At 38.8% G+C, this 16,898-nt stretch carries 18 protein-coding genes; 10 read left to right on the forward strand and 8 right to left on the reverse strand.

What is annotated here, in order from left to right:
- Positions 1–13 precede the first annotated feature (13 nt).
- From G6R08_RS09205 to G6R08_RS09215, 3 genes are all read right to left on the reverse strand, one after another.
- Entirely contained in the window at positions 14–1,162 is a 1,149-nt protein-coding gene (locus G6R08_RS09205) for an acyl-CoA dehydrogenase family protein (RefSeq protein ID WP_163527709.1), read from the reverse strand.
- 347 nt (positions 1,163–1,509) lie between these two features.
- The gene (locus G6R08_RS09210) at positions 1,510–2,268 is read right to left on the reverse strand and encodes a Cof-type HAD-IIB family hydrolase (RefSeq protein ID WP_240339680.1); all 759 of its coding nucleotides are present in this window, start codon (positions 2,266–2,268) and stop codon (positions 1,510–1,512) included.
- Between the two features lie 104 nt (positions 2,269–2,372).
- Positions 2,373–4,292, reverse strand: a complete 1,920-nt coding sequence (locus G6R08_RS09215) for an LTA synthase family protein (protein WP_163527710.1) — start codon at positions 4,290–4,292, stop codon at positions 2,373–2,375.
- A 251-nt stretch (positions 4,293–4,543) separates the two neighbouring features.
- On the opposite strand from G6R08_RS09215, the gene G6R08_RS09220 reads away from it, so the two are divergent.
- From G6R08_RS09220 to G6R08_RS09240, 5 genes are all read left to right on the forward strand, one after another.
- Complete coding sequence (locus G6R08_RS09220; protein WP_163527711.1) at positions 4,544–4,999, forward strand: DinB family protein; 456 nt, start codon at positions 4,544–4,546, stop codon at positions 4,997–4,999.
- 347 nt (positions 5,000–5,346) lie between these two features.
- A complete protein-coding gene (locus tag G6R08_RS09225) occupies positions 5,347–5,916 on the forward strand; it encodes a biotin transporter BioY (protein ID WP_163527712.1) in 570 nt (189 codons plus the stop codon).
- Between the two features lie 113 nt (positions 5,917–6,029).
- Positions 6,030–7,166, forward strand: coding sequence for a CapA family protein (locus tag G6R08_RS09230; RefSeq protein ID WP_163527713.1), 1,137 nt, complete (start codon positions 6,030–6,032; stop codon positions 7,164–7,166).
- A gap of 127 nt (positions 7,167–7,293) precedes the next feature.
- Positions 7,294–7,626, forward strand: a complete 333-nt coding sequence (locus G6R08_RS09235; RefSeq protein ID WP_163527714.1) for a winged helix-turn-helix transcriptional regulator — start codon at positions 7,294–7,296, stop codon at positions 7,624–7,626.
- Between the two features lie 120 nt (positions 7,627–7,746).
- Positions 7,747–8,229, forward strand: a complete 483-nt coding sequence (locus G6R08_RS09240) for a DUF4362 domain-containing protein (RefSeq protein ID WP_163527715.1) — start codon at positions 7,747–7,749, stop codon at positions 8,227–8,229.
- A gap of 40 nt (positions 8,230–8,269) precedes the next feature.
- On the opposite strand, the gene G6R08_RS09245 is transcribed toward G6R08_RS09240, so the two are convergent.
- The gene (locus G6R08_RS09245) at positions 8,270–8,989 is read right to left on the reverse strand and encodes a sulfite exporter TauE/SafE family protein (protein WP_163527716.1); all 720 of its coding nucleotides are present in this window, start codon (positions 8,987–8,989) and stop codon (positions 8,270–8,272) included.
- A gap of 222 nt (positions 8,990–9,211) precedes the next feature.
- Between G6R08_RS09245 and G6R08_RS09250 the strand changes: the two genes are divergently transcribed.
- Positions 9,212–9,457, forward strand: a complete 246-nt coding sequence (locus G6R08_RS09250) for a DNA alkylation repair protein (RefSeq protein WP_079528900.1) — start codon at positions 9,212–9,214, stop codon at positions 9,455–9,457.
- A 105-nt stretch (positions 9,458–9,562) separates the two neighbouring features.
- Here G6R08_RS09250 and G6R08_RS09255 read toward each other — a convergent pair whose 3' ends face one another.
- From G6R08_RS09255 to G6R08_RS09265, 3 genes are all read right to left on the reverse strand, one after another.
- Positions 9,563–10,162, reverse strand: coding sequence for a hypothetical protein (locus G6R08_RS09255; RefSeq protein WP_163527717.1), 600 nt, complete (start codon positions 10,160–10,162; stop codon positions 9,563–9,565).
- A 9-nt stretch (positions 10,163–10,171) separates the two neighbouring features.
- The gene (locus G6R08_RS09260; RefSeq protein ID WP_163527718.1) at positions 10,172–11,344 is read right to left on the reverse strand and encodes a ParM/StbA family protein; all 1,173 of its coding nucleotides are present in this window, start codon (positions 11,342–11,344) and stop codon (positions 10,172–10,174) included.
- A 405-nt stretch (positions 11,345–11,749) separates the two neighbouring features.
- Positions 11,750–12,952, reverse strand: a complete 1,203-nt coding sequence (locus G6R08_RS09265; protein WP_163527719.1) for a class I SAM-dependent rRNA methyltransferase — start codon at positions 12,950–12,952, stop codon at positions 11,750–11,752.
- 186 nt (positions 12,953–13,138) lie between these two features.
- On the opposite strand from G6R08_RS09265, the gene G6R08_RS09270 reads away from it, so the two are divergent.
- The 4 genes from G6R08_RS09270 to G6R08_RS22270 all read left to right on the forward strand — a co-directional run bounded on the left by G6R08_RS09270 (position 13,139) and on the right by G6R08_RS22270 (position 15,393).
- Positions 13,139–13,555, forward strand: coding sequence for a MarR family winged helix-turn-helix transcriptional regulator (locus G6R08_RS09270; RefSeq protein ID WP_163527720.1), 417 nt, complete (start codon positions 13,139–13,141; stop codon positions 13,553–13,555).
- 10 nt (positions 13,556–13,565) lie between these two features.
- A complete protein-coding gene (locus G6R08_RS09275) occupies positions 13,566–14,771 on the forward strand; it encodes an MFS transporter (RefSeq protein ID WP_163527721.1) in 1,206 nt (401 codons plus the stop codon).
- 113 nt (positions 14,772–14,884) lie between these two features.
- The gene (locus G6R08_RS09280; protein ID WP_163527722.1) at positions 14,885–15,241 is read left to right on the forward strand and encodes a DUF488 domain-containing protein; all 357 of its coding nucleotides are present in this window, start codon (positions 14,885–14,887) and stop codon (positions 15,239–15,241) included.
- Between the two features lie 17 nt (positions 15,242–15,258).
- Positions 15,259–15,393: a hypothetical protein gene (locus tag G6R08_RS22270; RefSeq protein ID WP_275897931.1), complete on the forward strand. Its 135-nt coding sequence runs from the start codon at positions 15,259–15,261 to the stop codon at positions 15,391–15,393.
- A 47-nt stretch (positions 15,394–15,440) separates the two neighbouring features.
- Here G6R08_RS22270 and G6R08_RS09285 read toward each other — a convergent pair whose 3' ends face one another.
- Positions 15,441–16,790, reverse strand: coding sequence for a dipeptidase (locus G6R08_RS09285; RefSeq protein ID WP_163527723.1), 1,350 nt, complete (start codon positions 16,788–16,790; stop codon positions 15,441–15,443).
- Positions 16,791–16,898: the final 108 nt, after the last annotated feature.

Raw genomic sequence — 16,898 nt, forward strand, 5'->3', positions numbered from 1 at the left:
CCATTTATCCTGGCTAGTTGAGCCCCATTTTTTTGGCAATGATAGATTTCATAATTTCATTCGATCCTGCATAAATAGCTGCTACCGGGGCATCTCTGAATCGCCTTGCAATCTCGTACTCCTCCATGTAGCCATAACCTCCATGAAATTGCATACACGTGGAGGCTGTCTTTTTAACTAAATCCGTAATCCACCACTTTGCCATCGATACTTCTTTAACCACCTCATCTCCATTCATGTGTGCTTCTATAGTTCGGTCCAGAAAAGCCCTGCCTATTTCCACCTCTGTCTGTAATTCAGCTAAGCTAAACTGTATATGTTGAAAGGAAGCAATCGACTTGCCAAATGCGTGTCTCTGCTTGACATAATCAATGGTTAGTTCCAGCATCCGTTCACATGCCGTAATCCCTCCGATAGCAACAATAAGTCTTTCCTGCTGTAACTTATCCATAAGATAATAAAACCCTTTTCCTTCCTCACCAAGGAGGTTTCCTTTAGGCACTTTGGCATCTTCAAAAATTAGTTCAGCTGTATCCTGACTGTGCAGTCCTACTTTATGTAATTGCTTCCCCCGAGAAAAACCATCCGTGTTACGTTCAACAATGATTAAACTAATCCCCTTATGAGGCGGCTTCGTCTGTGTATCCGTTTTGCACACTACGAGAATAAGATCTGCCTGAATGCCATTTGTGATAAACGTTTTTTCCCCGTTTATTATATAATGATCTTCTTGCAATGCTGCAGATGTACGTATATGAGCTAAATCTGAACCTGCACCTGGCTCTGTCATGGCAATGGCTGTTATAATTCCACCTGATGCACATTTAGGCAGCCACTTTTTCTTCTGTTCAACCGTTCCATATTCAGCAAGATAAGGAACGACAATATCATTGTGAAGTCCAATTCCGATTAAGCCTGTACCGACCTTTTCCAACTCTTCATTAATCAAAACTGAATAAGCAAAGTCTGCTCCGACCCCACCGAATTCTTCATTAAGCCAAGGACAAAGGTAACCCTGCTCTCCAAGCTGTTTCCAGAATGACCTTGGAATGCAGCCCTGACTCTCCCATTGCTCAAAGTGTGGAAAAGCTTCTTTTGCAAGAAACTTTCTCAACGATTCCCTTACTATTCTGTGTTCATAATTTATATAACCAGCCTCCATAGGGACCTCCTAATGGTTAGAATATTCAGTCATATCATTTTAAAAAAACTTGTCCTTTATTATATTCTGACTTGCCTGCTCATTTTCCTGCTGTATATAAAATGCACATATATATACGGATTCATTGAAGGTTACAATAGAGAAAAGTTAAAAATAAAAAAATAGGCACCGCTATTCATAGTGAGTAACGATGCTTTATCCTATACCTATACCATAGACATACGTTGTTCTTTTTCTACTTAGCCTTTTACATTCGTCTACGCACTTCTTTAACAGGGAGGAGACTTTGGGATAGGGTTACTATTATTTTATGATCGGATTGCTTAAATATGTCTTGAATTGATACGTCACAAAATCCTTTCAATCGCGTGGGCTACACCATCATTTTCATTGGTCTTCGTTACCCAGTCTGCTTCTTCCTTAACAATCTCCTGTGCATTACCCATCGCTACGCCAAAGCCAGCTTCACGAATCATGGCCAGGTCATTCATACTGTCTCCAATCGACATCACCTGACTCATTTTCATGTCTAACTTATTACAAACTTTTAACAATGCAGCCGCTTTATTTACTCCAACAGGATTGATCTCTATATTCGTCGGACTTGAGTTTGTAATTTCTAGACCCTCGTTATTACGCAACTCATCTAAGATAACCTGACGTACTTCATCATCTTCAATATCAAAGCCGAATTTAAGCCAATCATAATCAACGACTTCCTTATCAAAGGGCTGTTGGCTGCTAAACTGCCCTTGAACCGTTGAGGTCCAGAAATGAATCCCATGACCGTTCCTTAGTTCCCATAACCTTTCAACATGTTTAGGATCTAGGAGATTTTGTTCTACAAGCTTAAAATCTTTATCATATATCTCCCCGCCATTGATTGTCACCATGTAAGATGAACGTCCAAGAGACTCTGCGATTTCCTGACACGTCGCCAAGGATCTGCCAGTGCTGAGAACAACATGAATCCCCTTATTTTTAGCTTTTTGAATAGCGTCATGGTTTCTTTTGGATACTTGCAGATCTTCGTTTAATAACGTTCCGTCCATATCTAGCGCAATTAGTTTGATGTCCTTTTCCATACGTTGCTCACGTCCTCTCATTTGCTCCTTCTTATTTTAGTACACTTTAGAGGAATGATACAGCAGAGTGATTATTACACATATATTTGATCAAAAAACCCCCACCGCAATGGTGAGGGTGTAAGTTAATTTTCTTGTTTCTGCTTCTCTTGTTCATCTATTGGTTCGACCACTTTTGTTTCATCGAGATACCTTAGAAGGTCTCCATAAATAACCGAATCTGACATGGTCAGCTCTTCTTTAGCTTGCTTAAAGAAAGGCTCACATTTTTCTGATTCGATTTTTTCACCAGTCTGTCTGTCATAGCAGGAACCTTGAATACCCACATATTTTTCACTGGCAAAATCTCCATCACGAGTAATCATCAGTTGACGACGCTCTTCACTTAATAAATCGTGTCCAAACTGAATAGGATTATTGTCTTCAATTCCTAACATGTTCATTAAGGTAGGACGCAAGTCAACTTGGCCTCCTACTGTGTGGTTCTCTTGAGGTTCAATACCTTTTCCATAAAACAGCAACGGTACTTGCTGAAGCTGGAACTGTTCAAATTCATTGATATCTTTACCTAGATACTCACCCATAGCTTTCTGATGGTTTTCTGAAATACCAAAGTGATCCCCATAGATCATTAGTATCGTATTATCATAGAGTTCCGATTGCTTAAACGCTTCTACAAATTGTTTTAATGCCTGGTCTTGATAACGAATCGTTTGGAAATAGCGGTTTAGTGTAGCACTAGACGTGTTTCCTTCTTCAATTAACTTCTTATCTTCTGGCAAGGTAAACGGATAATGGTTCGTTAGTGTGATCATCCTCGTATAAAAAGGTTCCTCTAACTTCTTCATTTTTTCCAGTGATTGAGCGAAGAAATTTTCGTCTAACAATCCCCATCCATAAGAATTCTCTTCCGTTACTTTATAGTCCTGTTTCGAGTAAAATTCATCGATACCTAGAGAATCATACATGACATTCCTGTTCCAGAACGTTTTGTCATTAGCATGCATAACACTCGTAGAATATCCGTTATTACCTAGAACTTCCGGCATGGCCTCATACTCATTACTAGAATGAGTGAAAAATACAGCTCCGCGGTTTAATGGATACATAGAATTCGCTAAAAGAAACTCAGAGTCTGACGTACGACCTTGTTTCACTTGATGGTAGAAGTTATCAAAATAAATCCCCTCTTCCTTCAAGTCATTAAAGTAAGGCGTAAGTTCCTGGCCATGAAGTTCTTTGCCCACAACAAATTCTTGTGTACTCTCTAAGGAAATGGCAATCACATTTTTTCCTTCAATGATGCCTTCATACTTATCACTCGAAGGAGTGCTTGTTTCATTCAAATAGTTAATAACAGGGACAAGCTCGTTACTATCCGCTAATGTCCGCTGCATCTCAGTCCTCCCTTGAAGAACTGCGTCATAAACGTGATAGTTGATAAGACCGATAAATTTAACCAGCTTATTACGGTCAAATGTCCGCTCAAGCAGATCAGTACGCTCTGTTTCTGCCCATGCAAGGTTAACTAGAAATAGCGGAATGGCCACAATAGCAAGAATTAAACCCTCTCTGCGCTTTGGTAAAAACAGCTGCAAGCGTTCTGGCTTTAGATAGAATAATAGAAAAGCTGCGATGAGAACGTCAATAAATAAGAATGCATCAGTCGGAGCCATGATATTTGTAATACTGCTTCCCATTCCGGCTAGGTTAGCAACTTGCTCAAGCATCGGAATCGTAATAAAGTCGCTGTATTCCCGGTAAAAAAGAATGTTTGCATACATAATTAAAGAGCCGAGAATATAAGAAACTAACATTCCTTTCCGGCCAGCTAATAAAATCCCCAGCCCAAAGATAAGCAAGATACTGCTTAACGGGTTGAAAGCCAGAATTAAAGCTTGGTTTGTATTTTCTACACCCAAATCAAAAATGCTAGTCTGAATATAGGACATCTTGATCCAAAACATTCCGATCACAATAGCATAGACAAGTAATTTCATTTTTGTATTTTTATTAAAATTAAAATATTTTTTTCCTTTAAACATTTTGTAAAACCTCCGTTAAAATTACACTTACCCATTTTACAATAATTTTACTCTCTTTTGAACCTTTAACCACCTTCTTTTAACTAAATGAAATATTGTAACACTATATACAACACATTGTTACGTAAAAATAGTCATAAAATACCATTTAGTTGTTGTCCATATAATTTAGACGTTTTTAATTGACTGTTGGTTACAAGAAATATAACTTTTATTATGAAGAGTAAGTATATTATAGGAGGGGCAGCATTATGAGTAAAAGCGCACAATTAATTGATTATCTGATGTCACATCGAGAAGTAACGAATGAACTGGCAGCGAAGATCGAACCTAAAGATTATACGTTCAAGCCTACCCCTACATCCATGGAAGCTCAAAAACTTGTCCAACACATTCTTGAATCTACTTATACTTTTGCCAGGTTGGCTAATAAACAGGAACCTGAGAAGCTTTTTGAAGAAAATGAAGCTGCAGACTTAACTGAAAGTTCCCATGTCTATACAGAGGCAACCATAAAATTGCTTAGCAAATTATCAGATGAGGATTTTGAACAAACAATTGATGTCAGCCATATCTTCGGTAGAGAGATGACTGCCGGTCAGCTGTTGAATATGGCTATCGACCATGAGATAAACCATAAGGGAAATTTATTTGTTTACGTCAGGGAGATGGGACATACAGACCTCCCAATGTATGTGAAAGCATAATAGAAAAAGGCTGCAAAAGGCGCAATACCAGCATATTACGGTTAGGCCGCTATAAAAAGAATCAACATATTGACTTAAGGAGCGGACTGCAGAGGGTGCAGCCGCTCCTTTTTTTAATAAACTTTTATGAAATGGAAATGAAAGGATGACCTGAGGTGGTCTCTGCATGATTGTAATCTGCGATATTTGCATATAAACTTCATTTGTTGATCCTCATTTTATGATTAGTGGCTTTAAAGAACAGAAATAATACGAATATATGCCTATCTTTCGCTCCTACCAAGTTACCCCCACTTATGTTAACGTCATTTATATAAAGTTAACATAAGTGAAAGGAGTGATTAATCGTGAATGAGCAAAGCAAAAAACTAAGAGCTCTTCTTAATTGTTCTATTTTTGCAGCCATCACCGCTATTCTGGCACAATTCGAAATCCCCCTCCCTCTTGTCCCTATTAGCGGACAAACTTTGGCCGTAGGTATTACAGCTACGATTCTTGGCAGTCGGCAAGGTGCAGCAGCAATGGTATGTTATGCAGCGATTGGAGCAATTGGTTTTCCGGTTTTCACTGGATTTAGCGGAGGTGTTCAAGTTCTGGCTGGCCCTACCGGAGGTTACATCTTTGGGTTTATTGCAGCTGCCTACATAACTGGTTTTGTTCTGGAGAAATCAACCTTCACCATCCCCCTGGCTTTAGTTGCCAATACTCTCGGAATGATTGTCATCTTGATTTTCGGAGCATTACAATTAAAATTTGTAGCAGGATTAGGATGGGAGGGAGCTCTCAATGCAGGTGTTTACCCCTTCATTGCCGTAGGTTTGATCAAAGCTTTCTTAGCTTCATGGATAGGCATAACCCTTAGAAAACGACTGCTTCAGGCTAGTCTCATTCCCATACCAGACAAAAAGCCAGCATAGCATTGCATAACCTGACCACCGGGGTCAGGTTTTTTTCTGTTATAATGGATGACAAAGTTCGCCTTTATTCGATTTATACGTTTACTACTTAATAAAAAGGACTGTGATCATCTATGCGGTTATACCCAATATTCTTTCTTCTCCTTATCGTTTTTTTATTAAGCGCTTGTGAAGGGAATACTCCTCCAAAAGAATCTCATCCTACACCCTCTTCACAAATTTCTCTTAAGCAAAAATCAACTCCCGATCGCCCTTCCTCTATAAGTATTTCAGCGGTTGGCGATGTGCTAATTCATGATCGTGTGTACAATGATGCTAAAGTGAAGAACGGCGGCTATAACTTTATGCCCATGCTTAAACAAGTAAAGCCATACTTAGAAGATACTACGATTACAATGGCTAATCAGGAAACAATGATTGGCGGAGAAGAGCTAGGCTTATCCGGTTATCCAGCGTTTAACAGCCCTAAAGAAATTGGAAACAATTTGAAAGAATTAGGGATAGATGTTGTTACCCTGGCGAACAACCACAGTCTGGATCAAGGAGAAAGCGGCATTCGCAATGCCATCCGCCATTGGAATAGTCTAGGTATGATGTATACAGGGGTTTACAAAAATAAAAAAGATCGAGAACGTATCCGCGTTTATGAAACCAAAGAAGGGATAGACGTATCCTTTCTGAGCTACACATACGGGACTAATGGGATCCCCGTTCCAGAAGACAAACCTTACCTTGTAAACTTAATTGACAAGGGAAAAATGAAACGGGATATCAGTAAGGCGAAGAAAGTGAGTGATGCAGTCATACTGAGCCTTCACTTTGGAAAACAATACAAACCCCTTCCCTCACAACGGCAAAAAGACCTTGTTCAATTCGCTGCTGATCAAGGGGTCCACGCTGTAATCGGCCACCATCCTCATGTGCTTCAGCCAATAGAATGGGTTGAGGGACAGCAAGGGAACAAAATGCTTGCCGTTTATTCCCTGGGAAATTTCTTTTCAGGGCAAGACGCTTTCCCAAAACGAGTAGGGGGAATTATAAAATTCAATTTTGTGAAGGACCATGGAAAGGTGAGGGTTGAGCGTCCACGATTTGTTTTGACGTATGTTACCTCCTCTGGGCCACACAATTACGAAGTGATTCCTATGCATCAATTGACTTCTGACCAGTTATCAAACTATAAGCAAGTCATAAAAGAAAAGAAACAGCACCTTTCGCAGTGGATGCCTGCCCTTTCCTTCATTGAATAATAGTAAAAAATTACGTTTATTACTATTAGTAAGTTAGTTAACTAAAGTTAGTTATTTTACTTAACTAAATAAATATGATTTAATAACCCCATTTTCCGTGGTATAATGAATAAAGGAGTGATGAGACATGAATAAATCAATATGTCCTCGTTTTGAAAAAGCAATCGGCCTCCTTAGCCAACGCTGGACAGGTTTAATAATTTATCAGCTGTTAGAAGGAAAACAACGTTTTTGTACCATAGAATCTTCAATTGGTATAAGCGGGAAAGTCCTCTCTGACCGATTGAAAGACATGGAGAAGAGCGGATTAGTTAAACGAGACGTGTTCCCTGAAACGCCAGTTCGTATTGAATATTCTTTAACTGATAAAGGTCTATCTTTACAGCCAATAATGGATGATATAGAGAAATGGGCACATGATTGGATTGAGCTCGGAGAAGAGGAATCAATAACTAAATAATCATAGGATAAGGCTCTGCTGTGGCAGGGCCTTTTTTATGTAGATCTTTAGAAATATAATTGAATTCTTTGAGGGATAAACATATAATACTATTAATTGGAAAAGGATAAGGGGGATTTAATGAAAAGTTTAACGTTTTTATTTTTATGCCTCACAACACTTACTGCTTGCTTTAACGATGCAGACTCCGAAGAAGCTTACACAGTAGAGGATGCAAAGAAAGATGGACATGTCATTACAGAACATTTGGTTGATAACTTTGACCAGATCACTCAAGGTGCCGTAGACAATCAAAATGTAGATAAAATCCTCTCTTTTCTAGAAAGTGTGGATCAAAAAGAAAAGGACAGTGTTGATATCTCAATCTTCACGAAAAATGGGACACACTTCAATAACACTATTTCGTATGACGGGGATTCCATTGTTTTTGAAAACAACTTTGACGGCTACTACAAAACCCCAGTTGGTAAATATTCTTGTGAGTTTATTTCTAAACGTGGACCGATCGTTTATTTAGATGCCTGTAAAGCAGAAGATGGAACAAAACATTCTTCAATGATTGGATTTATAGGTACAAAAGAAGCTTTTAATAATGTTAAATAGCAGCTATATCGCCAGGCGATACAGGCTGTCTTTTTTTATTTTAAAAAGTACTTTCTATCAGTAAATAACATCCAGTAAACAGTAGAATAATGTACGTGATAACTTTAAAATTAGATGGACTCACCCATTTAAAAAGCTTTTGTCCCAAAAATAACCCTATGATTACTAAAGGCAGTGCGATCCCGCTCGATACCCAAACAGTTCGGTCCGTACCTGCAACTATCATCTGCGTAACTAGACTTGCCGAATAAATAAACAAATAAAAAGCTAAAGTAGTTGCCCGAAGTTTTTCCTTTTCTGTTTCAGTTCCCGCGAAGTAAAGCAATAAAGGCGGGCCAGGCATCCCAATACTCGTTGTTAAAGCTCCAGATATACCACCAGTAAAAACGTCTCTTCTCCTCGTCTGTTTCATACGGAAAGATAGCATTAAAAGAAGGGTAAGCAACAAGATTACTATGCTTACTGCTAACTTCAATTGAACTGTATTAACCTTTAAGAAAATCCCGATTCCTACTACTAACCCGAACGCACTCCCCTTGATTAACCTTTTCAATATAGGCACATCAATATCACTACGAATTTTTCGGATTAAGGCCAAAGAAATGATCAAGGATAATACTAAGTTAATTTGAATTGCCTCTCTTGGGTCAAACAGCAATAACAAAAAAGGTGTGGCCATAATGGAAAAACCAAACCCTGTACTTGTCTGTAAAATAGAAGCAGCTACAATAATTCCCATGAACAAAATTACGACATCCATCTCTACATCTACCTTTCATAACTGAAAAACCCATGCTTATTACCAAACTGCTTTTTAACAAAGTAAATTGTTTACCCTTATGTATTGTTCTCATACTTTGTAAGAATTCGTCGATATTTCCCGGGAAATGTCCGCCAATATTTTTATCTTTCTAAGTTTATCTGCTATTTTTTGTATAATCAGACAATAGTTGTACAAAATATAATCCTGGAGGTGATCTATATGAATCCTTATTTATGTCCAAACTGCAAGACAAATCGCTCAAGGTTTAATAAAATCAAACAACTTTCTACGGCTGTTCAACTTGATCCAAGAACTGGGGAAGTATTAACGGAATGTGGCAGCGGGCAATTAGCTTCTTTCCATATGGATTATAGAGGTCCAGAGTATAAAGTGCAATGTGGGGTATGTGGGTTGATTGAAGATGAAAGAACTTTTCTTGCTTTCGCAGAACATAATCCATTATAGAGAACTGTAATTATAAAGCAGTTCTCTATTGGCTCATCCCGTTATTTTGTATATGTTAGTCCGCGAATTTGAAAAACCAAAAGCTGCGATAGCTTTTGGTTGATTTCATCTATTCATACTCGAGAGAAAGTCATCCAGCATGCCTTCTTCTTCCTCTTCTTCATGTTCTTCCGACTTTCCTTGATGTAGTTCATCCCGGAGGCTGTCCAAGTTTAAATCACCCAAGTCGTTGTCATCATACTCGACCACTTTTTCTTCTTTCTCTTCCATACTCTCTTCTTGAAATTCTATTTCTTTTGCACTTCCATCTGACGTTGTCGCAGCCGTTTCTTCTTGTAGAAATAGTGCCTCGTTGATGTCTAGTGAATTGCTATTTAAGGAAGCCAGCAGACTCATGGCCCTTGTTGGATCTATCATAAGCTGATAAATAATGCTTCCCATGAGCGCTTCTGAGTGTTCATGTTTGATCCAGTTTCGTTGTTCTTTTGTAAGTTTTCTAGGCAAAGGGATTGTGACGGTTTCCTTATCCTTAGAGATCGTTGAACTGACACCGTCCATAACATATTGGGCAATCTTACTGGAAAAATTCCTCCGCTCTTTTTCTTTTAGATCAGAAAGACTTTTCAATATATGATCGGGCGTGTCAGAAGGGACACGAAATGTAATGGATTGTCCCCTCTCCACGCTTTTTTTGGCATTACTCATTCAATCACCTTACTTTGATGATGAGGCAGTTTCGGTTTTCTTATCGACTTTCTCAGATTTACGCACAAAGTCAGAAATGAGTTTGTAATACGCATTGGCCATCATCCAAATGCTTTCATCTTCATCTTCAAAAAAGTCAATGTTGAAGCCATCCAGCTTGTTGTTGAGGGTCTTGATGTAGTCTTTAAGTACTGCAGAACCTCCGCCGACAAAATAGCAAATCTCGGACTGAGAATTCTTCTGCCAAACATTTCTTAAAAAGCGGTACTGTTTCTTAGCGAGTTCGAGCAGAATACGGTCTGTAATATCATGAACACTTGTCCGACTACCTTTAACCATTATGTGATGACGATCATTTTTTCGGGTAATAATATCTACCACATCACGACGACTATCCAACTCTACTCCATGTTTTGTTAGAATTTCATCCCTTATCTGTTCTAGTGATTCAGATACTCCCAAGTTATAGCCTTGAGCCTTATCATCATCAACATTTCTATTTCTGATGACCGCAATATCTGTTGATAGACCACCAATGTCTTGTATGAGAATTTGTTTATCAATAAGGTCCTTATTGATGATCTTTAAGTCATTATCCATAACAAGATTAACAAACGCAGCGAACCCTTCTGGATAAACCTTAACTTCATCAAATTTAATGTTTACTTTCATCCCCTGATATTGGGGCGTTACTAGAAATTCTACTTGGTGAACGGAACCGAGCAGCTGGGAACGATAACCTACATCCTTTCCTTCTTTGACTTCTCGTAATGGTAACCCTGTACCCAATGTATAGTTTGCATCTACTACGTTATTCTTGGAGGATTTAGCATCCTTATTTGATACAGCGTCTAACGCTAGAGAAGCAAACAGCATAACTAATGTCTGATCTTCTTCCGATTTACTGCTCCCTGGATCTAGTTCGGTAGAATTATCACTTTTAGCAGCCAGATTTCCTACACGATAAATAGCGTTATTCTCATCTAGAGCAGGTGAGTGCACTCTGATATGTATATTATCAAGTGGGTCTTTATCATCTAATTCTTCAATCCCGATAACAGGGCGGTCTTCCAAGTCTCTAGCCATTACGTTAGGGATGTATAACTCAGATTCCAGTTTCCCGAAGTTTGCTTTTACTGCATCATTCCCTACATCAACAGCAGCAATTCTTGATTTTGTCATTTAAATCTCTCCTTTTATTCAAATGGCAGGTTACTAGAAATAACCTAACTCTATTATCAAACATATTAAAGTTATTCTTAATAGTCAATGCGCCATTTTATGCATTCTTTTACACACACTTGCAATCATAATTGTTTTCATGCAATCTATTTTGTACACACGTTGTCATAAAGGTATGCGTTCTGTTTTGTGTGCTTGCAAACAATTTTGCAATCATATTGTGTTCATAATGTTTTCTTGTGTACTTTTTTGCGTGCACATCATATTAGCACATAAATAATCCGAACTAATTTCAAAAGAAATTGTTCGGATTATTAGATACTTAATTCAGTATTGTTCCAGACTTACTCCAAAAGTCGATGTGAAAAACAAATTGATTTATGAAGGGGGCGATATAAAGAGTACTCATTTACCCTCCTGCTTCTGAATAAAGAGAACTTTAAGGTAATTACCTTCTTTAAATTGCGATATAGTTTTGAAATCCTCTGGGAGGGAGTATTCTTCAATTAATTTATAGTTTATTGCGGATTCCTTAAAGGCTTGGTCAACAAAGGACTTGAATTTCTTCATATTAAATTTACTGCAATTCGTCGAAGCAACGATTACACCCCTGTTTTCAGTTATTGAGATTGTTTCTTTGAGAAGGCTGGGATAGTCCTTCTCTGCACGAAATGTGAATTTTTTGGAGCGTGCAAAGCTAGGCGGATCAAGGATAACGAGATCAAATGATTTATTTTTTTTATTCGCATATTTAAAATACTTGAAGACGTCATCTACAATAATATCGTGTGCCTCATAATCAATACCATTTAAACTAAAATTCTCAATCGTCTTTGCATAGCTTCGATTAGCTAAATCAACACTTGTTGTTTGGGAAGCACCGCCTAATGCAGCAAATACTGAAAACGCACCGGTATAGGAAAAGGTGTTAAGGACATTTTTCCCGTAGGCATATTGATCCCTTATGGTGCGTCTAACCTCCCGTTGGTCAAGAAACACCCCCACCATGGCTCCTTCATTTAAATAGACTGCGAAATTCACGCCATTTTCCTTCACTATAATAGGAAAGTCGCCGCGCTCCCCTTTTACAAATTCATCTTCCTCAATATATTGACCTTGCTTACCAAAGCGTTTCTTTTGATAGATGGCTTTAAATTCAACGTTATGCTCTAAAGAACTAATCACATGATCGCTAAACGAAAATATTCCTTCACTATACCAGTTAATTAAGTAATAACCATCAAAATAATCAATGGTAAATCCGCCAATGCCATCGCCTTCCCCATTAAAGACTCGGAATGCAGTTGTTTCGTCATCCTGGTATAGTTTACTGCGATTTTTGACTGCCTTTTTCAATTTCCTCACAAAAAAACTGGCATCAATGGTGTCTGATTCATTGTGGCTGATTACCCAGCCATAGCCTTTGTTTTGTTTGCCATAATAAGCTTTCCCAATAAATTGCCCTTTCTCATCTATAAGCCTCATTATAGTGCCTTCTACTAGCAATGTTTTCGGAAGCACCACTGCTTCCTTGAGAATCAGTGGATAACATTTTCTATATTTATCTGCATATTTATTGCGAACCGTTATGTTTATTTCGTTAGACATTCCATTTTCCTGCCCCTTCGTGTGTGGAATTATACCATCTAACATATCACAAAATCGTATGACGACCTAATGGATGGAGAAACATTCCCTTATCTCTGATCCAAAATTCTTTACAAAGCCACCAATTTCTTATAGGATAGCCATTATGCACATTACTTACCTAGGTAAATAATTGGAGTGAAACATATGAATTCTTCTAATCATAATCTGGTACACCTATTAAACCAGCAAGTTCGTTTACTAAATAAACAGATTAATGAAAAGTTAAATGAATTTGGTTTATACACATCTCAGTGGTCTATTCTTTATTGTTTATACAAAAATGGTCCAATGACCCAAACAGCCATCTGCCAATATTTAAACGTTGAAGCCCCTACTGTTACTCGTACTATAACCCGTTTGGAGGAAAAAGACTGGATTAATAGAAAGCCCGGTTTGGATAAGCGAGCACGTATCATCCAGATCAACGAGTCTACATTCGGTCACGTAGCAGACTTGGCTGATATCATCAGAACATACGAAGATGAAGAACTTCTTGGGTTAACGAAAGAGGAAGAACACCAATTAAGAACGCTTTTAAACAAACTTGGAACCAAGGAGTGAATAAACAACTATGACAAACAAAAAAAACCCGATTTGGACTAAAAGTTTTGTAAGTATTTCTTTAACCCAGTTCGTGGTATTTATCACATTTTATACATTACTTACCACATTACCTATTTACGTTATAAATAACATGGGGGGAAATGAAGCACAGGGCGGGTTACTGGCAACAATCATGCTTGTGGCCGCCATTCTTATCCGTCCATTTTCCGGAAAAATTCTTGAAAGAACAGGTAAAAAGAACGCCCTTTTGATGTCGGTTTTCGTATTTGCTGTCACCACCTTTTTATATATGTGGATTGATCAGTATGAGGCATTACTGGCTTTAAGATTTTTCCATGGGCTATCCTTTGGGGTACTAACTACGGCTACAGGAGCTATTGCAGCGGATGTAATTCCGCCTGAACGGCGTGGTGAAGGACTTGGATATTTTGCTATGGCTATGAATATCGCAGTTGTTGTTGGCCCATTTATCGGTTTATCCCTGTTGCAATTTGCAACATTCCAAACTGTTTTTCTTACCTTAAGCTTATCTATGGTACTTGGCGTCGTCTGTTCTTGGCTTGTATATGTACCGCAGCAAGCAGAAGAATTCCCTGCTCCTGTTAGAAAAAAGTTATCGTTACACGATCTATTTGAAGTTAAAGCACTGCCCATTGCCGCCATAAGTGGTTTAACTGGTTTTGCCTACTCAGGCATCTTGTCGTTTATCTCTTTATACGCTAATTCCCTGGGCTTAGCGTATATTTCCAGTTATTTCTTTGTTGTATTTGCCTTATTAATGGTCTTATCTCGTCCATATCTTGGGCGTGCCTTTGACGTGAAGGGGCCAAGCTTTGTCATTCTACCCTGTTTAATGGTTTTCGCCATTGGACTCGTAAGCTTGAGTTTCACACAATCTGCGTGGGGCTTATTAATTTCAGCTGGATTAATCGGCCTTGGTTATGGCTCCTTATTGCCAAGCTTTCAGACGATGGCTATCCAATCGGCATCAAAACATCGAAGCGGACATGCTACGGCTACATTTTTCACACTATATGACTCAGGGATAGCTGTCGGATCTTATGTGTTAGGTCTGCTAATCACCTTTACTAGTTTCTCAGCTCTTTATGTCATGAGTGCTGTTATTGTATTACTGACAGCCGGATTATTCCATCTCTATCAATCTAAGCGTCGCCAGAGTCAACAAGAGGCACGCACTACTTTAAATGCATAGCTGATCAACTAAGGCGGCTTTTTTACATTAAGAGTTTAAAAGGTTTTTTTCACAATGAAAAAAGGGTATAACCTTACTAATGGAGTCTTATTATAATAGAGAAGGTGATTCTGATGTCAATCGTACTGCAACGAATTTACGATGAAGAAAAGCGTACAGGAGGTCATCGAATCCTCATCGATCGTGTGTGGCCGAGAGGAGTATCTAAAGAGGAAGCCGATCTTGATCAATGGATGAAGGAAATAGCGCCAAGCTCTTCTTTAAGAAAATGGTTTGCTCACGACCCCGATAAATTTGATGAATTTAAGCAGTCCTATAAGCAAGAGATTGAGAAAAGTTCTGAACGGCAGGATAAGCTGTCCGAGCTTAAGGAGATGGCAACGAATGAACGGCTTGTTCTCCTGTTCGCTGCTAAGGAAACGAAATATAATCATGCTGTTGTTCTTAAAGAATTGATTGAGAATCAATAATAGAGGATGGTGCGATCATGAAAGAACATGTAGGCAAATGTTCCCTATGCGAGAAGGAAATCTATTGCCTAGATGGATTTCTAGATGGTGTAGTATCAGAAGATAGGGTCCTTTATTGTTTTGAATGCGCAGCCAAACAAGAAGAATCGTAATGTAATGAGGCAGCCTCTCGTAAAAAGAGTGGCTGCCTCACTTTTCGTTAAAGCGAATTTAAGTACTCACAAACGGTCTCGATACCTTTTGTGAAGTTATCGATGTGAAAATGTTCGTTTGGAGCATGAAGGTTTTCAGACGGAAGTCCAAATCCCATTAGTACGACAGGAGTGTCGAGAACTCTTGCAAACACTTCAACGATTGGAATCGATCCTCCCTCTTTCGGGAACAGCGGACGAACACCATATACTTTTTCATAGGCCTCAGCTGCCTTTTGAAGCATAGCTTCTTGGGAATTCAGAGAAACAGGTTTAGCCTGTATCATCGATTTCGTTATAACATGGCTTCCCTCTTGCTTATGTTTTTCTAAATGCTGTTTAATCAGATTATAGATCTTCTGAGGGTCCTGCGCTCCTACCAGTCGACAGCTTATCTTCGCGCTAGCCTCACCAGGCACAATCGTTTTAATACCCTCCCCTTGAAATCCTCCCGTAATTCCATTGATTTCAAGAGTTGGACGAATCCCTGTTCGTTCTTGAAATGTAAACCCTTCTTCTCCGTATAAACTGTCTAACCCTAATTCAGCTTTTGTTGTTTCGGCATTAAAAGGAATGGCTGCAACTTCTTCTCTAAGTTGCTCTGTTACGGTCGGAACCCCTTCGTAAAAACTCTCTACAGCGATCCTTCCGCTTTCATCGTGAAGGGAATCAAGGAGACGTACAAGAGAATGAATCGCATTAGGCACACCGCCGCCGTAGGAACCAGAATGTAAATCAGTATTCGCTGTCCAAACGTTAACCTTCATGGCTAGTGCCCCTCTTAGTGAAGTACAAATGGCCGGCTGCCCTTTTTCAATAAAGGAAGTATCCGATATGAGTACAGCGTCCGCAGAGAGCTTCTCCACATTTTCATGTATAAAAGGCGGCAGATTCGGACTTGCTATTTCTTCCTCCCCTTCAATGCAAAATTTCACGTTAACAGGAAGTGATCCATGCTCCGCCATTAGAAGTTCTAACGCTTTTAAATGAATAAACAATTGCCCTTTATCATCCGTAGCCCCTCGAGCATAGATTTTATGATCTCTAATAGTCGGACTAAAAGGCTCTGATTCCCAAAGTTCGAATGGGTCAGCAGGCTGGACATCATAATGGCCGTAAACAAGGACTGTCGGTTTACCTTTAGCATGCAGCCAGTCTCCATAAACTATCGGATGACCCTCAGTTTCTATAACCTCAACGTTTTCCATCTCTATTTCCTTAAGAGCAGCAGCTACCCAATCTGCCCCTTTATGAACATCTTGTTCATGATCCGATAAGGAAGAAATACTCGGAATCCTCAAGAAGTCTTTTAACTCTTCTAAAAATCTATCTTTGTGCAGATAAATATTTTCTCTCATATTAAAACCTCCGAAAAGTTTATTCATCTGTATTATAATTGAGTTTCACAATGATTTACAAAATTTCACTAGTGTAAATGGCTTGAAATTCAGTCAATTTCGTAATAG

Origin of the sequence: Halobacillus ihumii (genome assembly GCF_902726645.1) — a bacterium.
Taxonomy (GTDB): Bacteria; Bacillota; Bacilli; order Bacillales; family Halobacillaceae; genus Halobacillus_A; species Halobacillus_A ihumii.